Origin of the sequence: Zavarzinia aquatilis (assembly GCF_003173035.1) — a bacterium.
Lineage (GTDB): Bacteria > Pseudomonadota > Alphaproteobacteria > Zavarziniales > Zavarziniaceae > Zavarzinia > Zavarzinia aquatilis.
This window is the reverse complement of record NZ_QGLE01000022.1, coordinates 1-16,363: the sequence shown is the minus strand read 5'-3', so window position 1 is coordinate 16,363 and position 16,363 is coordinate 1. Positions and strand designations below refer to the sequence as shown.

Annotated in this window: 16 protein-coding genes; all 16 read left to right on the top strand. The window is 68.6% G+C overall.

The features are described from left to right. Nucleotides 1-3: 3 nt before the first annotated feature. The gene (locus DKG74_RS20765; RefSeq protein WP_109908096.1) at nucleotides 4-552 is read left to right on the top strand and encodes a phage protein Gp27 family protein; all 549 of its coding nucleotides are present in this window, start codon (nucleotides 4-6) and stop codon (nucleotides 550-552) included. A 62-nt stretch (nucleotides 553-614) separates the two neighbouring features. After that, the gene (locus DKG74_RS20760; RefSeq protein WP_243404193.1) at nucleotides 615-1,913 is read left to right on the top strand and encodes a terminase large subunit domain-containing protein; all 1,299 of its coding nucleotides are present in this window, start codon (nucleotides 615-617) and stop codon (nucleotides 1,911-1,913) included. Beyond that, nucleotides 1,913-3,490 carry a DUF935 domain-containing protein gene (locus DKG74_RS20755; protein ID WP_109908094.1) on the top strand — a complete coding sequence of 526 codons (1,578 nt, stop codon included), beginning with the start codon at nucleotides 1,913-1,915 and terminating at the stop codon, nucleotides 3,488-3,490. The genes DKG74_RS20760 and DKG74_RS20755 overlap by 1 nt, the downstream gene beginning before the upstream one ends. Continuing rightward, nucleotides 3,490-4,689 (top strand): phage head morphogenesis protein, encoded by a 1,200-nt coding sequence (locus tag DKG74_RS20750; RefSeq protein WP_109908093.1) that lies wholly within the window; start codon nucleotides 3,490-3,492, stop codon nucleotides 4,687-4,689. Before DKG74_RS20755 ends, DKG74_RS20750 begins: the two co-directional genes overlap by 1 nt. 303 nt (nucleotides 4,690-4,992) lie before the next feature. Next, nucleotides 4,993-5,964: a phage protease gene (locus DKG74_RS20745; protein WP_109908092.1), complete on the top strand. Its 972-nt coding sequence runs from the start codon at nucleotides 4,993-4,995 to the stop codon at nucleotides 5,962-5,964. Beyond that, nucleotides 5,964-6,368 (top strand): hypothetical protein, encoded by a 405-nt coding sequence (locus DKG74_RS20740; protein ID WP_207779449.1) that lies wholly within the window; start codon nucleotides 5,964-5,966, stop codon nucleotides 6,366-6,368. The genes DKG74_RS20745 and DKG74_RS20740 overlap by 1 nt, the downstream gene beginning before the upstream one ends. A gap of 10 nt (nucleotides 6,369-6,378) precedes the next feature. Further along, nucleotides 6,379-7,275 (top strand): Mu-like prophage major head subunit gpT family protein, encoded by an 897-nt coding sequence (locus DKG74_RS20735; RefSeq protein WP_109908091.1) that lies wholly within the window; start codon nucleotides 6,379-6,381, stop codon nucleotides 7,273-7,275. After that, nucleotides 7,263-7,718 carry an HI1506-related protein gene (locus tag DKG74_RS20730; RefSeq protein WP_133251671.1) on the top strand — a complete coding sequence of 152 codons (456 nt, stop codon included), beginning with the start codon at nucleotides 7,263-7,265 and terminating at the stop codon, nucleotides 7,716-7,718. Before DKG74_RS20735 ends, DKG74_RS20730 begins: the two co-directional genes overlap by 13 nt. Further along, nucleotides 7,718-8,143 carry a gp436 family protein gene (locus tag DKG74_RS20725; protein WP_109908089.1) on the top strand — a complete coding sequence of 142 codons (426 nt, stop codon included), beginning with the start codon at nucleotides 7,718-7,720 and terminating at the stop codon, nucleotides 8,141-8,143. The genes DKG74_RS20730 and DKG74_RS20725 overlap by 1 nt, the downstream gene beginning before the upstream one ends. Next, entirely contained in the window at nucleotides 8,143-8,724 is a 582-nt protein-coding gene (locus tag DKG74_RS20720; protein ID WP_109908088.1) for a phage virion morphogenesis protein, read from the top strand. Before DKG74_RS20725 ends, DKG74_RS20720 begins: the two co-directional genes overlap by 1 nt. Next, complete coding sequence (locus DKG74_RS20715; protein WP_109908087.1) at nucleotides 8,721-9,152, top strand: phage tail terminator protein; 432 nt, start codon at nucleotides 8,721-8,723, stop codon at nucleotides 9,150-9,152. The genes DKG74_RS20720 and DKG74_RS20715 overlap by 4 nt, the downstream gene beginning before the upstream one ends. 6 nt (nucleotides 9,153-9,158) lie before the next feature. Continuing rightward, the gene (locus DKG74_RS20710) at nucleotides 9,159-9,419 is read left to right on the top strand and encodes a hypothetical protein (protein ID WP_109908086.1); all 261 of its coding nucleotides are present in this window, start codon (nucleotides 9,159-9,161) and stop codon (nucleotides 9,417-9,419) included. 14 nt (nucleotides 9,420-9,433) lie between these two features. Continuing rightward, nucleotides 9,434-10,366, top strand: a complete 933-nt coding sequence (locus tag DKG74_RS20705) for a phage tail tube protein (RefSeq protein ID WP_109908085.1) — start codon at nucleotides 9,434-9,436, stop codon at nucleotides 10,364-10,366. Nucleotides 10,367-10,390: 24 nt separating this feature from the next. Beyond that, complete coding sequence (locus DKG74_RS20700) at nucleotides 10,391-10,735, top strand: hypothetical protein (protein WP_109908084.1); 345 nt, start codon at nucleotides 10,391-10,393, stop codon at nucleotides 10,733-10,735. Nucleotides 10,736-10,812: 77 nt separating this feature from the next. After that, the gene (locus DKG74_RS20695; protein ID WP_109908083.1) at nucleotides 10,813-11,130 is read left to right on the top strand and encodes a DUF1799 domain-containing protein; all 318 of its coding nucleotides are present in this window, start codon (nucleotides 10,813-10,815) and stop codon (nucleotides 11,128-11,130) included. After that, on the top strand, nucleotides 11,123-16,363 hold a 5,241-nt coding region (locus DKG74_RS20690; RefSeq protein ID WP_133251670.1), incomplete at its 3' end, for a phage tail length tape measure family protein. The genes DKG74_RS20695 and DKG74_RS20690, both read left to right, overlap by 8 nt.

Below are 16,363 nucleotides of genomic sequence, written 5' to 3'. Positions count from 1 at the left end.
GCGATGGCGCGTCCGTCGACGATCGACCGTCAGCCGCCGGAGATCCGTGAAGAAATCGGCCGGCTGCGCCGTGCAGGGCGCAGCATCGACGAAATCGTGTCGCACCTGCGCACGCTCGGTGTCGAGGACATCTCCCGCTCCGCCGTCGGCCGCCACACCAAGGAAATCGACGCGGTCATCGCGGACATCCAGCGCCACAGGGCCATGGCCGAAGCCATCGCAAATGTCTTCGGCGACGAGGCGGAAAGCAAGGCGCTGCGCGCCAATGTCGAGGTTCTGCAGGCCCTGATCGGCCGAACGGTTTCGGCGGGGCCGGGGGAAGGCGCGACCTTCGACCCCAAGGAGGTCCACGCCCTTTCGGCGGCGGTCAACCAGCTCTCGGCCGCCGCCGCCCGCGATACCGACCGGATGCTGAAGCTGAAGCGCGAGCTGGCCAAGCAGGTGGTTGACGCCGTCGACAAGGGAGAGGCTGCCCTGGCCGGCGCCAAGGCCGATCCGGCCGAGGTGCTGCGCAAGATCCGCGAAGACGTCTATGGGATCTTCGAGCGATGAGCCCGGCCGTTCCGCTCTTCGGCTACCAGCGCAAATGGTTCCTCGACCGCTCGCGCTTCAAGTTGGGCAAATTCGCGCGCCAGACCGGCAAGACCTTCACGACGACGCTGGAAATCGTCGACGACTGCTTCGAGCAGGTCGTGCAACAGCGGCGGACGCGCTGGGTCATCCTGTCGCGCGGCGAGCGCCAGGCGAAGGAGGCCATGGATGAGGGCATCAAGCGCCATGCCGCCGCCTATCAGCTCGGCTTCAATGATCTCGGGGAGACTCAATGGCTGAGTGAAAGCGGGATCTCTTACCGGGCCCTGGAAGTCGATCTTCCGGGCGGGTCGAGGATCACCGCATTGCCGGCCAATCCCGACACCGCGCGCGGCTTCTCGTCCAATGTCTTCCTGGACGAGTTTGCCTTCCACAAGGACTCGAGCGCGATCTGGAAGGCGCTCTTCCCGGTGATCTCGGCTGGCTACAAACTGCGCGTTACCTCCACGCCCAACGGCAAGTCGGGCAAGTTCTACGAACTCGACACGGGCAAGGATGCGATCTGGTCGCGCCATGTCGTCGACATCTACCAGGCCGTCCGCGATGGCTTGCCGCGTGATATCGAGGAGCTGAAGGCCGGCATCGCCGACGACGATGCCTGGCAGCAGGAATACGAGCTCGTCTACCTCGACGAAGCCAGCGCCTGGCTGTCCTACGACCTCATCACGTCCTGCGAGGACCCTGGCGCCGGCGATCCCGAAGGCTATCAGGGCGGCATATGCTATGTCGGCCGCGACATCGGGCGCCGCAAAGACCTGCACGTCATCTGGGTGTGGGAAGAAATCGGCGACGTCCTGTGGGAGCGCGAGCGCATCGAGCAGAAGCGCGCGACCTTCGCCGCGATGGACGAGGCCTTCGACGATGTGATGACCCGATACCGGGTTGCCCGGGCCTGTATCGATCAGACCGGGATGGGCGAGAAAGTCGTCGAAGACGCCCAGCGCCGGTACGGCGATCGCATCGAAGGCGTGCTGTTCACTACCGGCTCCAAACTGATCATGGCGACGGCAGGCAAGGAGAGGTTCGAGGACCGCACCGTCAGGATCAGCGAGGGCGACCCGGCTTTGCGCGCTGACCTGCACAAGCTGCGTAAGATCGCTGGCCCGACCGACACCCCGCGCTTTGTCGCCGAGCGTGACGATGATCATGCCGACCGCACCTGGGCCGCCTTCCTCGGCATCAACGCCGCCGCCGGCCCCGCCCGGGAATACGGCTATCAGTCTGTCACCCCGGCTTCGCCGAGCCGGGGCCGTGATGGCGACGACGATGACGATGAAGGCTTCAACATGCGCTCGCTGCGCGGTCGCGGGGGAGTGATCTGATGGCCAAGAGTTCGATCCTGGACGCCTGGGGGCGGCCTTTCGATTTGCAGGCCCTGCGGGAAGAGCAGGCCGGCGCGACCGTGACCGGCGTGCGCCAGCCGGTCGGCGGGCACCCGGCCTCCGGCCTGACGCCGCAGCGCCTGGCCCGGCTGCTGCGCGGGGCCGAAGACGGCGATCCCGTCGCTTACCTCGAACTGGCCGAGGACATGGAGGAGCGCGACCTCCACTACGGCGCGGTGCTCGGCATCCGCAAACGGCAGGTGTCTGGCCTTCAGATCACGGTCGAGGCGGCGGGCGATGATGCCCAGTCCGTGGCAGACGCCGACCTGGTGCGCGCCTTCATCGACCGGGACGAGCTGGCCGACGAGCTGATCGACATCCTGGACGCCATCGGCAAGGGCTTCTCGTGCACGGAAATCATCTGGGACATGAGCGAGCGGCAGTGGAGCCCAGCCCGCCTCGAATGGCGCGACCCGCGCTGGTTCGATTTCGACCGGGAGACCCGCCGCACGCCCATGCTGATCGGCGAAGGCGGCCAGTTGGAGCCGCTGGCTCCCGGCAAGTGGGTCCAGCACATGGGCAAGGCCAAGAGCGGCCTGCCGATCCGCGGTGGCCTGGCCCGGCCGGTGAGCTGGGCCTTCATGTTCAAATCCTTCTCGATCAAGGATTGGGCGGTCTTCTGCGAGGTGTACGGTCAGCCCTTGAGGGTGGGCAAGTTCGGCCCCGGCGCCACCGAAGCCGACAAGGACATCCTGCTGCGCGCTGTGCGGAACCTCGGCACGGATGCGGCGGCGATCATCCCCGACAGCATGATCATCGAGTTCATCGAATCGAAGCTTTCGGGCAATCACGACCTCTACGAAAAACACGCCGACTGGTGGGACCGCCAGATCTCGAAAGTGGTGCTGGGCCAGACCGGCACCACGGACGCGATCGCGGGCGGCTATGCCGTCGGCAAGGTCCACGATGGGGTGCGTGGCGATCTGGAGGATGCGGATTGCCGTCAGGTCGGCGCGACCCTGACGCGCGATATCGCCCGCCCCCTGGTCATGCTCAACAACGGCCCGCGCAAGGCCTATCCCCGCATCTGCATCGGCCGCCCGGACGAGGTCGACGTCGAGAAGCTGGTGAAGAATGTCGCGACCCTCGTCCCGCTCGGCCTGAAGGTCGGCATGGCCACCATGCGCGACCGGATCGGCGTGCCGGACCCCGATCCCGACGAGGAGCTGTTGACCGCGCCGGCGCAGGCCTCGGCGCCGCCGGAGCCGGCCGCCGCGCCGCCTGCGGCCAAGCCGCCGGCCCGGGCACTGGCCAGTCGCCAGGAGCCCGGCCGGGATGCTGTGGATGCCGCGATCGACGAGATCATCGCCGCCGAAGGGTTCGACCTGGTCGAGCCGCTGATCGCCGGGCTCGAAGGTCGGATAGCGGCCCTGCCCGCCGATGCCACGCTGCAGGAGGCCGAGGCGATCCTGGCGGAGCAGAACGCCGCCATGGCCCCGGGCCTGCTGGCGCGGCGCCTGGCCGAGGCGGTGTTCGCGGCCCGCCTGGCGGGCGAGGGCGACGAGCCGCTGTCCTGATGATTGCGACCCTCACCCCCCTGCCGCCGCTCGAGGCGATCGCCGCCTTCGAGGCCCGGGGCGGGCGGCTGGAGCCCAGCTTCGACTGGCGCGACATCTGGGAAAAAATCCATGCCCAGATGTTCACGGTCGCGAAATCGACCGGCTTCGACATCCTCAAGGATATCCACGAGGCGTTGGCCAAGGCGCTCGCGGAAGGTCGGACCTTCCAGGACTTCGCCAAGGATCTGCGCCCCCTGCTCGAAGCCAAGGGCTGGTGGGGCCGATCGGTGCAGGAGGATCCTCATACCGGCGAGGTCAAGCCGGTCCAGCTCGGCTCCGCGAAGAGGCTTCGCACCATCTTCGACACCAACATGCGGGTCAGTTACGCGAGCGGTCACTGGGCGCAATTCGAGCGCACCAAGCGCCTGCGGCCCTGGCTGCGCTATGTCGCCATCATGGACGGCCGGACGCGGCCGGCCCATGCCGAGCGGCACAACATGGTCGCGCAGATCGACGATCCGGTGTGGGACAAATGGGCGCCGCCCTGCGGCTGGGGCTGCCGCTGCACGCTGCAGAGCCTGTCGGAAGGCGACTATCGCCGGCTGGGCGCCAAGGCCAAGAAGCCCCCCGTCGACAAGGTGGTCGAATATATCAACCGGCGAACGGGCGAGGTTACCGAGGTGCCGGCCGGCATAGATCCGGGCTGGGCCTATAATCCTGGCAAGGCAGGCGCCGAGGCCGCGATCAACACCGCCGCCGCCCAGAAGATGGCGGACGCGCCCCGCCCCCTGGGCTTGGCGGGGATCCGGGACGCGATCGGGTCGGATGCGTTCGCCCGTTTCGTCGCGGAGCCGGCGGGCGAGATGGCCGTGATGCCGGTGCGCCCGGAAATCGCCGAGGCCCTGGGGCATGACCTTCGGGTCGCGCTGCTGTCGGAGGCGACGATGCGCAAGCAGATCTCCAGGCACCCGGAGATGACCCTGGAAGACTATCGCCGCTTGCCGGATATCGGCCTGGAGCCCACCGCGGTACTGCGAGACGGAGATCTGACCTTCGTCGTCACGAAATCGGACGGCGGCCGCTGGCGCTACGTCGCCATGAAGTCGACGGCGACGGGCAAGGCCGCCTATGTGACGTCCTATCGCTGGACCAGTATCGAGGACTTGCGGCGCCGCCTCGCCAAGGGCGCGCAGCTCATTCTGGGGCAATTGGATTAGGATTAGGAGCGTGGTGGGGCCTCCCGGGAACCCCACATTGCGATCCGGGCCTTGGCCCGTCCTACGGCAGGGAGATTGGCACCGTGTCACGCGCTCCCGAGGTCAATATGGTCGCTTCAGGCACGGATCGCAATAGAGCGCCGTGTGGCGACGAAACGGTCTGCCCGCACCCAACCCCCGCCCCGGACCTTTGACCTTGAATCGAGACGTTCGAAAGTGCCTTGGCGGCGATGTTTTCCCGTCGCGGCGCCCGGACATCTGCCCCCCCTAAAAGCTCGCGGCGTTGACCGCGAGAATGGGGCCATGCCGATCGCCCTCGCTTCCTCCATCGCTCTTCCCGCCGAGCCGCCCGCCGAAGTGCAGCTGTTGCCGCCGGCGGGCAAGCCGTTTTCGACTGATGACGGCCGTGGCCCCTTTGTGGTGATCGACGGCGCCGCCCTGGTCGCCGCCTCCCTGACCGGCCGCGACCTGCCGGTCGATTTCGATCACTCGATCGACGTGCAGGGCGGCGGTGCCGCCGCCGGCTGGATCACGGGCATCGAGGCCCGGGCGGACGGCATCTGGGGCCATGTCGATTGGACCGAACGCGGCCGGGCCGCCCTGGCGAGCCGGGATTACCGCTTTCTCTCGCCCGTATTCCTTCACCGCGCCGATGGCGCCATCGGCCGCGTCCTGCGCGCCGCCCTGACCAACAACCCGGCGCTGCCTCAGCTCAAGGCGCTGGCCCATCGCCTCTCTTTCGATGCCGAGGACCTCATGCCCGACTTCCTGAAAGCCCTGCTCGCCGCGCTGGGCCTTTCCGAAACCACGACCACCGACCAGGTGGTGGCGGTCGTGACCGCGCAGCGCGCCGCGCTCGAAGGGATCTCGACCGCGCTCTGCGCCCGCAAGGACGCGAGCGCCGCCGAGATCATCGCCGCCGCCAAGCCGGCGAAGTCCGGCGACCAGGCGACGATCGACAGCCTGCAGATCGAGCTGGCCTCGCTGCGCGGCGAGCTCGCCAAGGACAAGGCGACTGGCGCGGTGGATGCCGCCATCACCAAGGGCCTGATCGCGCCCGCCCAGCGCGACTGGGCGATCGGCTACGCCAGCCGCCAGCCGAGCGAATTCGCCGCCTTCCTCGAAAAGCAGCCCGCGCTGCTGTCCAGCCAGGGCGGTGCCGGCGCCCGTCATCCCGGCGGCGACGCGCTGAGCGACGCCGACAAGCTCGTCTGCGCCTCCATGGGTCTGACCGAAGAGGCCTTCCTGGCCGCCCGCAAGAAGGAAGCCAACTGATGGCCCTGACCGCCCCCCGCTCCAGCGTGGAGCGCTCCGGTGACCTGCGCGAGCCGCCGGTCGCCGCCAACACCACGATCTACCAGGGTGCCCTGGTCTGCATCGCCGCTTCGGGTTACGCGGTGCCGGGCTCGACCGCGACCACCCTGAAGGCGATCGGCCGGGCCGAGCGCACCGTGGTGAACGGCGCCACGGCCGGCGCCGAGCGCGTGCAGGTGAAGCGCGGCATCTTCCGCTTCAAGAACTCGACGGCGGGCGATGCCATCGCGCTGACCGACGTCGGCGCGGATTGCTACGTCGTCGACGACGAGACCGTCGCCAAGACCAACGGCACCAATACCCGCTCCGTGGCGGGCAAAATCTTCGACGTGGACGCCCAGGGCGTCTGGGTCGATTTCCGCTAGGAGCACGACCATGAACATCGACGCCGCAAACCTGCGCTCGCTCTATACCGGCTTCTCGGCCGCCTTTCAGGGCGGCTTCGCCGGGGTCACGCCGAACTATACGCGCGTCGCCACCGTCGTGCCCTCGACCACAAAATCCAACGAATACGGCTGGCTCGGCGACATGCCGCGCATCCGGGAATGGATCGGCGACCGCGTGGTCAACGATATCTCGACGGCCGGTTACACCATCAAGAACAAGTCCTTCGAGTCCACGGTCGGCGTCGACCAGGACGATATCGACGACGACAACATCGGCCTCTATACCCCGCTGTTCACCGAGCTCGGCCGGTCGAGCGCGACCTTCCCCGATGAGCTGGTGTGGCCGCTGCTCAAGGCCGGGTTCAGCACGACCTGCTTCGACAAGCAGTATTTCTTCGATACCGATCACCCGGTGCTCGATGCCGACGGGGCGACCATCAATTCGGTCGCCAACACCGATGGCGGCGCCGGCGCGCCCTGGTTCCTGCTGGATACCAGCCGCGCCCTGAAGCCGGTCATCTTCCAGAAGCGCAAGGAATGGCGGTTCACCCGTATGGACAACCCCAACGACGAGGGTGTCTTCAGCGCCAAGAAGATCCGCTACGGCATCGACAGCCGGTGCAATGTCGGCTTCGGTTTCTGGCAGATGGCCTGGGGCTCGAAGCAGACGCTCGACACCACGCATTTCGAGACCGCCGTCGCGGCGATGCAGTCGTTCAAGGGCGACTACGGCCGCCCCCTCGGCATCCAGCCCGATCTGCTGGTGGTGCCGCCCTCGCTCGGCGCCGCCGCCAAGAACCTGCTGCTGGCGGCGAACCTCGCCAACGGCGCCTCCAACGTCAACTTCAAGGCGGTCGACATGATGGTCGTGCCGTGGCTGGCCTGATCATGGGCGGGCGCATCCGCATCGCTGCCCGGCAGGATGGCTTCCGGCGGGCCGGCCTGGCGCATACCGCCCGGCCGGCCGACTACCCGCTCGATCGGTTCAGCGACGAGCAGCTCGATGCCCTGCTCGATGAGCCCATGCTCGTCGTCGAGGTCCTGCCGGCCGCGCCGCCAGGGGGTGGCAATGATGCGAATACCGGGGCCACCCCGACCCCTGTGGCCGACGACATCGTCGCGGGCGCCGAACAGGATGGCCATGACGAAGGGCCGGCGGAACAGGTCGGGGAGACCGTCGCGCCCAACACCGAGAGCGGACAGGGTGGGGCCGACGCTGGCGACCAGCCGAAGGGCAACGATGAAGGGCCGGCGGAACAGGTCGGCGAGACCGCCGAGACCGCGAAGCACGCCAAGCCTGCGAAGGCCAAGGCGCGGAAGGCCGACTGATGACCTACGCCGTCAAACAGGATTTGATCGACCGTTTCGGTGAGCTGGAGCTGATCCAGCTCACCGACCGCGCCAGCCCGGTGCCGACCACGGTCGACGACACCGTCGTCGGCCGCGCGCTCGCGGATGCCGATGCCCTGTGCGACAGCTACCTGGCCAAGCTCTACAGCCTGCCCGTGGCGTCGGCGCCGCCCGCCCTCGTGAAGGTCGCGGCCGATATCGCCCGCTTCTACCTGCACGGCGATGCCGCTTCGGACGGCATTCGAACGGCCTTCGAGGACGCCCGGAAGTGGTTGCAGGACGTCGCTCGCGGCCTGATCGGCCTGTCCATCGAGGGCGCCCCGCTGGCGCAGCCGGGCGGCGGCATCGTCCGCGTCGATGGCCCCGAGCGGGTCATGTCCCGCGAAACGCTGCGAGGCCTGTGATGTCCGGTGTGTCGATCAAGATCGAGGATGGCGGCGTCCGCGCCGCCCTGGAGCGGCTGGAGGGCAACCTCGATCGCAAGGCCGAGCTGCTCGATGCCATCGGCGCCACGGCGCGCCAAGACGTGTGGCAGAATTTCGAGGACCAGGCTTCGCCGGCCGGCATTCCCTGGGCGCCTCTCAAGCCCGCGACGCTGAAGCGCCGGGGCGCCGGCGCACAGATCCTGCGGGATCGCGGCAACCTCTACAAGTCCATGACCTATCGGGTCACCGGAGATGACACCGTCGAGGTCGGCACCAATCTCGTCTACGCCGGCGTCCATCAGTTCGGCGGCTCGATCAAGCGCGAAGCCCGCGAGCAGGTCGTGCATTTCCGTTTCGCGGCCGAAGGTGCCGGCAAAGATGGCAAGGGCTCGCGCCTGCGTTTCACCAAGGCCGGTGGACGCCATGCTGAAGGCGCCTATGCACGCAAGGTCTCTATCGGCGGCTACACGATCAACATCCCGGCGCGGCCCTTCCTCGGTGTCGGCCCGCGCCTGGTCGAGCGCCTGAACGAGACCCTGGTGGAGGCTCTGGCGCCATGATCGACCCCGTCATTGCCCGCCTGAAGGCGACGGCCATGCCACCGCTGCGTCTGATCGAGGGCATGGCCGAGCTCGCCTCGCTCGCGGGCAAGCAGCCGCGCGCCATGCCGGCGGCTTACGTCGTGCCGCTCGACGAGCGTGCCGAGCCCGCCGCGACCACCCTGCGGGTGCGGCAGCGCGTCACCGTGACCTTCGGCGTGATCGTGATCGCCCGGAACGTCTCGGACCTCGGGCGGGGCGGTGCCTCCCTTGCGGATCTCGCACCCGTGCGCGAGGCCGTTCGCGCGGCCCTGCTCGGGTGGGGCGAGGGCGACGGGGTGACCGACAGTCCGATCACCTTCGCCGGCGGCCAGGTGCTCGACGCAGATGCCGGCCTCGTGGCCTGGCAGGACAGTTTCACCACCGCCCTCTACTACCAGCAAAGCTGAGGCCCCATGACCGACACCCCCAAGCCCACCGAGGGCGGCCGATACGAGCTGATCGACGGCCAGCTCGTCCAGCACCAGGCCCCGACCGAACCCGGCGAGGGCGGGCCGCGTAACGCCGACGGCTCGTCCATGTACACGACCGACAAGTTCCGCCCGGCCCCGCCCGCGTCGCCGGCCCCGGCGCCGGTCGAGGCGCCAATCCCCCCGGCCGATGCGCCGGCCGAAACCGATGCCGGCGAGACCGCCGGCGCCAAGAAGAAGCGCTGAAGGAGGGCTGAGCGATGGCCTACAAGTGGGAGCAGAAGTTCATCCTCCTGAAGTCGGAAGTCACCTACGGCACTGACTCTGTGCCGGCGGCCGGCACCAATGCCTTCTTGACGGCCAACGGCCAGATCAAGCCCCTCGTCCACCAGAAGGTGGCGCGCAATCTCGACGGCGGGCGACTCGGCAACGAAGGCGAGCTGGTGGTGGGCGAATACGTCGAGCTGAGCTTCGACGTCGAGGCCGCGGGGTCCGGCGCGGCCGGCACGGCGCCTGCCTACGGGCCTGCTCTGATCGCCTGCGCCATGGCCGAGACCGTCGTCGCGACCACGCGGGTCGACTACAAGCCCGTAGACAGTGGCGAGACCTCGGCCTCGATCTACTTCTATATCGGGCGGCTGCGCCACAAGATCGTGGGCGCCCGGGGCACCGTGAAGCTGACGGGCGCGGCGCTGGCCATCCCGAAATTCCAGTTCACGTTCATCGGCCTCTGGGGCGGGGTCAGCGATTACGCGCAGGGTAACGGGAGCGGACCCATGGCGGCCTTCAAGGATCCGGAGGAGGTATCTTTCGCCAACACCACGGTCACGCTTCACGGGGCCACGCTCGGCGTGAAGTCCTTCGACATCGATTTCGGCGTCGAGAACCAGTATCGCAACATTACCGCTTATGAAGGTATCAACTACGTCGACCGGCAGGCCAAGGGCTCGATCCTCTTCGAAGCGCCCGATATCACGACAAAGGATTGGCTCGCGGCGATCAAGGCGGAGACGCGCGACATCCTGACGATCGCCCATGGCTCTGCCGCGGGGAAGAAGGTGATCGTCTCTGGCCCGAAGGCGCAGCTGATCGATCCGCAGTATCAGGAGGACCAGAAACTGCTGATGATCCAGGCCGGCCTGAACCTCTGCGTCGGCACCGTCGCCGACGATTTCACCATCACCATCCAGTAACTTAAGCGGTATCGGAGCCTTACAATGGAAATCTCTTTCAGCGAAAAGCCGCGCTTCAAGGCGCCCGTCAAGGTGATGCGGCCGAACGACAGTGGCGGGTTCACCACCGAGAAATTCACCGCTCACTTCTATGTGATCGACCACGAAGAGCAGAAGGGGCTGCGCGACGGCGCGGTCGACCCGGACAAGGAGGTGCTGCGCGCCGCCCTCTGCGGCTGGGACGGCATCACCGAGGCCGAGACCAAGCAGGAGGTGGGGTATACGGACGCGCGCCGCGACGCCCTCCTGAATGTTCCGTACATCGCGATCGGCCTGGCGCAGGCCTATTTCCCGTCCCTGTCCAACGGGACCACGCGGCGAAAAAACTGACCGACGCCGCCCGGACCTGGGCAGGGGGCGGCGACATCAGCCCGGGGCAGCAGGATGCCCTGCTCGCCGAAATCGAGATGTGGGGGCTGACCGGCCCGGGCGCGGATCAGCTCCGCGCCCGGGCCAGCCGTCAGACGGTAATCGAGTTGTGGCCGGCCAACGCGCGCCCCTGGGAGCTGTTCATGTCTGTCGCGACCCAATGGCGATACGCCGGCATGACCGGGACCATCGTCGGGCTCGATTACGTCGCGGCCGAACTGGTGTTGAGGGCGAAGGGCGTGAAGCTGGGCGGTGAGACCATGGCTGACCTGCAGGCGTGCGAGAGCGGGGCCTTGCAGGCCTTCCGCGCGCGCGACGAGCGCCGGGCGGCGGAGGAGCGGTCGCGCCGTGGCTGAGGATCTGAACCTCCGCATCCGCCTCACTGGCGACGGATCAGAGCTCAAGGCCGAACTGGTCGGGGCCAAGGGCGCGGTCACGGACCTCGGCGCGGCTGCGACGGCCGCAGGCGCCCAGCTCGACGCCGGCCTGGCCAAGGCCGATGCGGCCGCCGCCGAACTGGCGGCTGGCATGGCCGAGGCAAAGGGCGCCGCCGCCGAGCTTGGCGCGGCGGCGGCAGCGGCCGGCGCCCAGATCGATAGCGGCCTGGCCAAGGCCGATGCAGCCGCCGCCGAGCTCGCGGCGGACATGGCCGCGACCGCCGCCGCCGGGCGGGACCTGGCTGCGGGGGCCGCGTCGGTAACGAACGCTCTCGACAACGCCGCCGCCAAGGCTGTTGCGACCGGCTCTGCCTTGACGGATGCCGGCGCCGATGCCCGCGCCCTCGGCACCTCCGTCACCGCCGCCGCCGCCCAGATCGATGCCGGCATGGCCAGCGCGGCGGCCGCCGTCACGGGACTTGGCGCCGGGCTGGCATCGACGGCGGCCGCCGCCTCGTCGGTCAGCCAATCGTGGCAGCAGCTCGCCGTCACCGCCGGTCTTGTCGCGACCCAGCACGATCAGCTGGGCGCGTCCTTTCGTGGCCTGACCGCCGCCGTCGGCCTGCAGGCCGCCAATGTCGAGATTTTGCGCGCCCGCTATGTGCCGCTGGCGGCCGCCGAGGCCGCCCATAAGGCCGCCCTGGACGAGATCGCCCGCGCGACCAAGATCGGCGCCCTGTCCGAGGCGGAGGCAGCCTCCGCCGTGGCCCGCACGACGACAGCCTATCAGGCGGCGACAGCACGCCTCCACACGATGGGTGCCGGTCTCGGCGCCCTGGGCGGCCAGGGAAAGCTGACGGGCCAGCAGATGACGCAGTTGAGCTATCAGCTCAATGATGTCGCGGTTTCGCTTGCCGGCGGGATCAACCCGCTCATGGTCCTGCTGCAACAGGGCAGCCAGATCACCCCGCTCTTCGGCGGGGTCAAGGGCACGCTGACCGCCTTGGCCGGCGCGCTGACCCCGACGACGGTCGGCTTCGGCCTGCTGGCGGCCGGCGTAGGCCTCGGTGCCATGGCTTTCAGCGGTTACATCACCGCCACCAAGGAGGTGGAGGTCGCGCTTGCCGGGCTCGGGCGGGCGAGTGGCGCCACGGTCAGCGCTATACAGGAGATCGCCGAAGCGACGGCCGATGCCGCCGGCCTCTCGGTCCCGGCGGCGCGCTCGATCGAGCTGGCGCTTGTCCGCACGGGTAAAATCGGGGTCGAGCAGTTCGCCGGGCTGATCGGCATCACCAAGGATTTCGCGGCCACCCTCGGGACCGACGTCGAGACGGCATCGGCCAAGCTCGCCGAGATACTGGCCGATCCCGCCAAGGGCGCCGAAACCCTCACTCGCCAGCTCGGCCTGGTCGATGGCGCGACCGCCCGGTACGTTGAGCGCCTGACAGCGCAGGGCCGCACGACCGAGGCGCAGAACGCCTTGATGGAGGCGATGGACGGGCACCTCGTTGATGCGTCAACGGCGACCTCTCGCTGGGCGCGAGCTTGGGAGGATGTAAGCCGCTGGGCTGCCAATGCGGCCGAGGCGATAGGCCGCGCACTGGCCATTGGTTCGGATGCTCCGTCGCCAGAACAGACGCGGGCGGCGACATTGGCTGCGCTGAAGGACCGTCGTGACCTCTTGCGAGCGGGGCTGGAGGCAGAGCGGTTGCGGCTGGCCGGAGAAACTGGCGGGCAAGCTGGATCTGACGCGGTGCCCCTCGACACCCGCTATGCGGCTGCCGGGATGGGCGACCTGACCGGCACCGGGACCGAGCTTGACGCGGCTGAGCGGCTGATCGCGATGATGGAGGAGGACCAAGTCCGCCTGGATCGCCTCGCCAGAGATCGCGCGTCCGACATCGCTCGGCGCGCCACCGGCGACGCCGCCCTGACCCTCGCCGACAGCCTCCCGAACAACAGCCGGGCGGGGCGCATCACCGCGCTGTCGGATCAGGAAGCCAAGCTGCGGCGCGGGCTCGACGCGCCCGGGCTGTCGGCCGAGGAGAACGCCCGCATCGCGGCCTCGATCTCTGCGGTCGTGCATGCCCGCGAAACCCTGCTGGCCCAGACCGACCCGATCGCCGAGGCTGGCGCGGCCGAGCTGGCCTCGATCCGGGCGATCACGCCGGAGCAAAAGCGGCGCGCGGCCGAGGAAAAAGAGCGCCTGGCCCTGGTCGGCGAGGTCATCACCGCCGACGAGGCCCAGGCGCGGATCACCGCCGCCGGGGCGGCGGCCTATGAACAGGCCACGGCCTCGATCGGGCAGCAAAACCGCGCGCTGTCGGTCAGCGCGGCCGCCTCGCTTTCGGCTGCGCAAGCCTGGCTGACCTCGTCGGAGGCCGGGGTCGCGGCCGAGGCGGCGCGGGCGGCGGCGGTCACGCAGGGCCTGTCGGCCCAGGCGGCGCTCGACGAAGAGATCGCCAAGGCGGCCCTATCGGGTGCCCAGCAGGCGGCCCAGCTCGGCGACCAGGCTTCGGCCCAGGCCCGGCTGACCGACGCCGTCGCCGCCGGCACCATGACCTCGGCCGAGGCCGGCCAGCAGATGCAGGTCGAGCAGGCGCTGCGTCCTCTCTTGATCATGGCCGCCAATGCCGAGGGTGACGAAAAGAAGATCCTGACCGCCGTCATCGAGCGCCTGCGCGGCGCCTATGCCGAGCTGAACGCCGAGCAGGAGCGGGCGGCCGCCGTCGATGCCACGGCCCGCCAGCGCCAGGCGCTGGGCCTCGCTGAATACGAGCTGTCGCTGACCAGCGAGACGACGGAGCAGCGCGAATATCTGGTCGCGCTGCGCCAAAAGGAAATCGAGCTGCAGGAGCGGTATGGCGCCAACTGGCGCTCGATCGGCGCAGAAGAACTGCGCCTCTATGACCAGACCTTGCGGACCAATGCCGAGCTGAAGGCCCGTACTTCACAGTCCGATCTAGTGACCGGCGCCTGGCGACGGGCCGGCGAGCAGATCCAGGACAGCCTTTCGAGCTCGTTGCGAAACGCCCTCGATGGCGGCTCGGATGCCTTCGAGAATTTCGCCGACGACACAATCGACATGATGAAGGATGTCGCGGCCGAAATCGCATCCGCCCTCGTCTTCAAGCCCATCGTCGGCTCGATCACCAGCACGCTGTTCGGCGGCGGCGTGTCCCAGCAGCTTGGCCTGACCAGCGGCAGCGGCATCGTTCCGGGCGGTACCACTGGAGGCACATCGTCTGTCTCGGCCGGCGACCTGTCGGGCATCGGCAATCTGTTCGGTGGCGGCAATCTGTTCGGCTCGACCGGGATGCTGGGGGGGTTGAATACCTATCTTTTCGGCAGCGCTGGTTCCAGCGCCGCGACAACCGGCGCGGCCAGCGGCTTCCTGACAGGTGGCGGGGCGGCCTCGTCGGGGGCGACGGCCTCGCCCGGACTGTTCGGGACCGCGGGATCGACGAGCCTTGGCGCTGTGCTGGGGTCGGCGGGCGCCGGCTTCGGGATCTCGCAAATCATCGCCGGTTTCGCACCGGGCAACAAGCTGGCGAGCGCGGGCGGTGGCGCCCTCGGCGGCGCGCTGATCGGGGCAGCGGTCGGCGGTCCCGTCGGCGCGGTCGTCGGCGGCATCGCCGGCCTGCTGGGCGGCCTCCTCAACGACAAGCCAAGCGACAAGACGGGCACGGGCACGGTGTCGGACTTCAGCTCGACATCCTCGCCAGAGGTCGGTGGCCTTCAAGGCGAAAAGTATTCGGCGGAAAACCGCGCGGCGGCGACCGGCGCCGTCGACGCGCTGCGCGACGCGGCCCAGACGGCTTTCGGCGATTACGTCGACCTGTCGGGCATTTCCGCGTCCATCTCCGTAGGCAGCCGCGATGGCTCGCGGGCCTTCTTGCGCCAGGACGGGCAGCAGGTCGGCGAATATCGCGCCTCGTCCGACGAGGAAGGCGTCAAGTCGATCATCGGCCAATCGCTGGTCAAGATTGGCAAGCTCTACGCCGACAAGCTCCCGGAGGAGGTCCGCAAAGCCCTCGACGTTGTCGACTTCAGCAAGGATGTCGACGAGGCGCTGAGACTGCTGGATTTCGCGGGCAGTTACCGGGACACAGTCACGGCGTTGACCGAAGGCATCGGGCTTGAAAATGAGGCCCGCAAGGCGGCCCGAACGGCGATCGAAGATCAGATCGACGCCCTCGGCAAGTTCAGGGAGGACGCCGAGACCATCGGCCTGACAGGCGCCGACGAGGCGATCCGGGCCTTCGCCCTGACCATGGTCGGGTTGAAGGACAGCGCTTCGGATGTGAGCGAGACCGAGGCCGCGCTGGCCGCCCTGGACGAGCAGTTCAAGGTCTTGGCGGCTCGGGCGAGCGAACTGGGGCTCACCTCGGCCGAGGTCGCGGCCGGCTATAAAAAGAGCCTCGAAGCCATCCGAGGTGCTTTCGAGGAAGATCTGAACCGGGCGATCAACTCGGCCTCGGGCTTCGGCATCTACGACCAGGTGCAGGGCCTGCTCGACGAGCAAGCCCAGCGGCAGAAGGATGCCGCTGCCCTCGGCCTCGACAGCGCCAAGATCGCCCGCCTGTCGGCGCTCGAAATCGCCGCGGCGACCCGCAAGGCGACAGACGCCCAGCTCGCCGGCATCGCCGAGATTGTCACCGCGTCGGAGAGCATGGCGGCGCAGATCGGCCTCACGATGGGCCGAATTCTGTCCCAGATCGACGAGCAGATTGCGGCTGCCGAACAGGCGTCGACGGCTGCCCGGCGCAGCGCCGAAGCCTGGCGCGCCGCCGCCGACAGCGTGACCGAGGCCATCGCGGATCTGCGCGGCTCCGACCTCTCCAACCTCTCCCCGGCCCAGATCCTGGCGGAGCGGCGGGCGGCGCTGACCGAGACCGCCGCCGCCGCCAAAGCCGGCGATGTCGACGCCCTCGCGAAGCTGCCCGAGCTGGCCAAATCCTTCCTCGATCAGAGCCGGGCTTACAACGGCGATGCACAGGTGTATGGCCGGGATTTCGAGTGGGTTCAGCGCCTGCTCGACCAGGCCGGGACGGCGGGCGACCACTTGGGGGACAAGGCCGATCGCCAGGCCGATCTCCTCGACCGCCAAGCCGAGCTGCTGCAGGACATTGCCGACAATCTGACCGCCCCGGAAGGCCCCAACGCCGAGCTGCTCAAGCGCCAGCAGGCCGAACTGCAGCGCATATCCGGG

What these genes read in the sequence shown, in the direction of transcription:
- DKG74_RS20720 (WP_109908088.1), top strand. Translation starts at nt 8,143, where the DNA reads ATGTCCGGTGTGTCGATCAAGATCGAGGATGGCGGCGTCCGCGCCGCC.
- DKG74_RS20755 (WP_109908094.1), top strand. Translation starts at nt 1,913, where the DNA reads ATGGCCAAGAGTTCGATCCTGGACGCCTGGGGGCGGCCTTTCGATTTG.
- DKG74_RS20735 (WP_109908091.1), top strand. Translation starts at nt 6,379, where the DNA reads ATGAACATCGACGCCGCAAACCTGCGCTCGCTCTATACCGGCTTCTCG.
- DKG74_RS20700 (WP_109908084.1), top strand. Translation starts at nt 10,391, where the DNA reads ATGGAAATCTCTTTCAGCGAAAAGCCGCGCTTCAAGGCGCCCGTCAAG.
- DKG74_RS20710 (WP_109908086.1), top strand. Translation starts at nt 9,159, where the DNA reads ATGACCGACACCCCCAAGCCCACCGAGGGCGGCCGATACGAGCTGATC.
- DKG74_RS20740 (WP_207779449.1), top strand. Translation starts at nt 5,964, where the DNA reads ATGGCCCTGACCGCCCCCCGCTCCAGCGTGGAGCGCTCCGGTGACCTG.
- DKG74_RS20750 (WP_109908093.1), top strand. Translation starts at nt 3,490, where the DNA reads ATGATTGCGACCCTCACCCCCCTGCCGCCGCTCGAGGCGATCGCCGCC.
- DKG74_RS20705 (WP_109908085.1), top strand. Translation starts at nt 9,434, where the DNA reads ATGGCCTACAAGTGGGAGCAGAAGTTCATCCTCCTGAAGTCGGAAGTC.
- DKG74_RS20765 (WP_109908096.1), top strand. Translation starts at nt 4, where the DNA reads ATGGCGCGTCCGTCGACGATCGACCGTCAGCCGCCGGAGATCCGTGAA.
- DKG74_RS20715 (WP_109908087.1), top strand. Translation starts at nt 8,721, where the DNA reads ATGATCGACCCCGTCATTGCCCGCCTGAAGGCGACGGCCATGCCACCG.
- DKG74_RS20725 (WP_109908089.1), top strand. Translation starts at nt 7,718, where the DNA reads ATGACCTACGCCGTCAAACAGGATTTGATCGACCGTTTCGGTGAGCTG.
- DKG74_RS20745 (WP_109908092.1), top strand. Translation starts at nt 4,993, where the DNA reads ATGCCGATCGCCCTCGCTTCCTCCATCGCTCTTCCCGCCGAGCCGCCC.
- DKG74_RS20695 (WP_109908083.1), top strand. Translation starts at nt 10,813, where the DNA reads ATGTGGGGGCTGACCGGCCCGGGCGCGGATCAGCTCCGCGCCCGGGCC.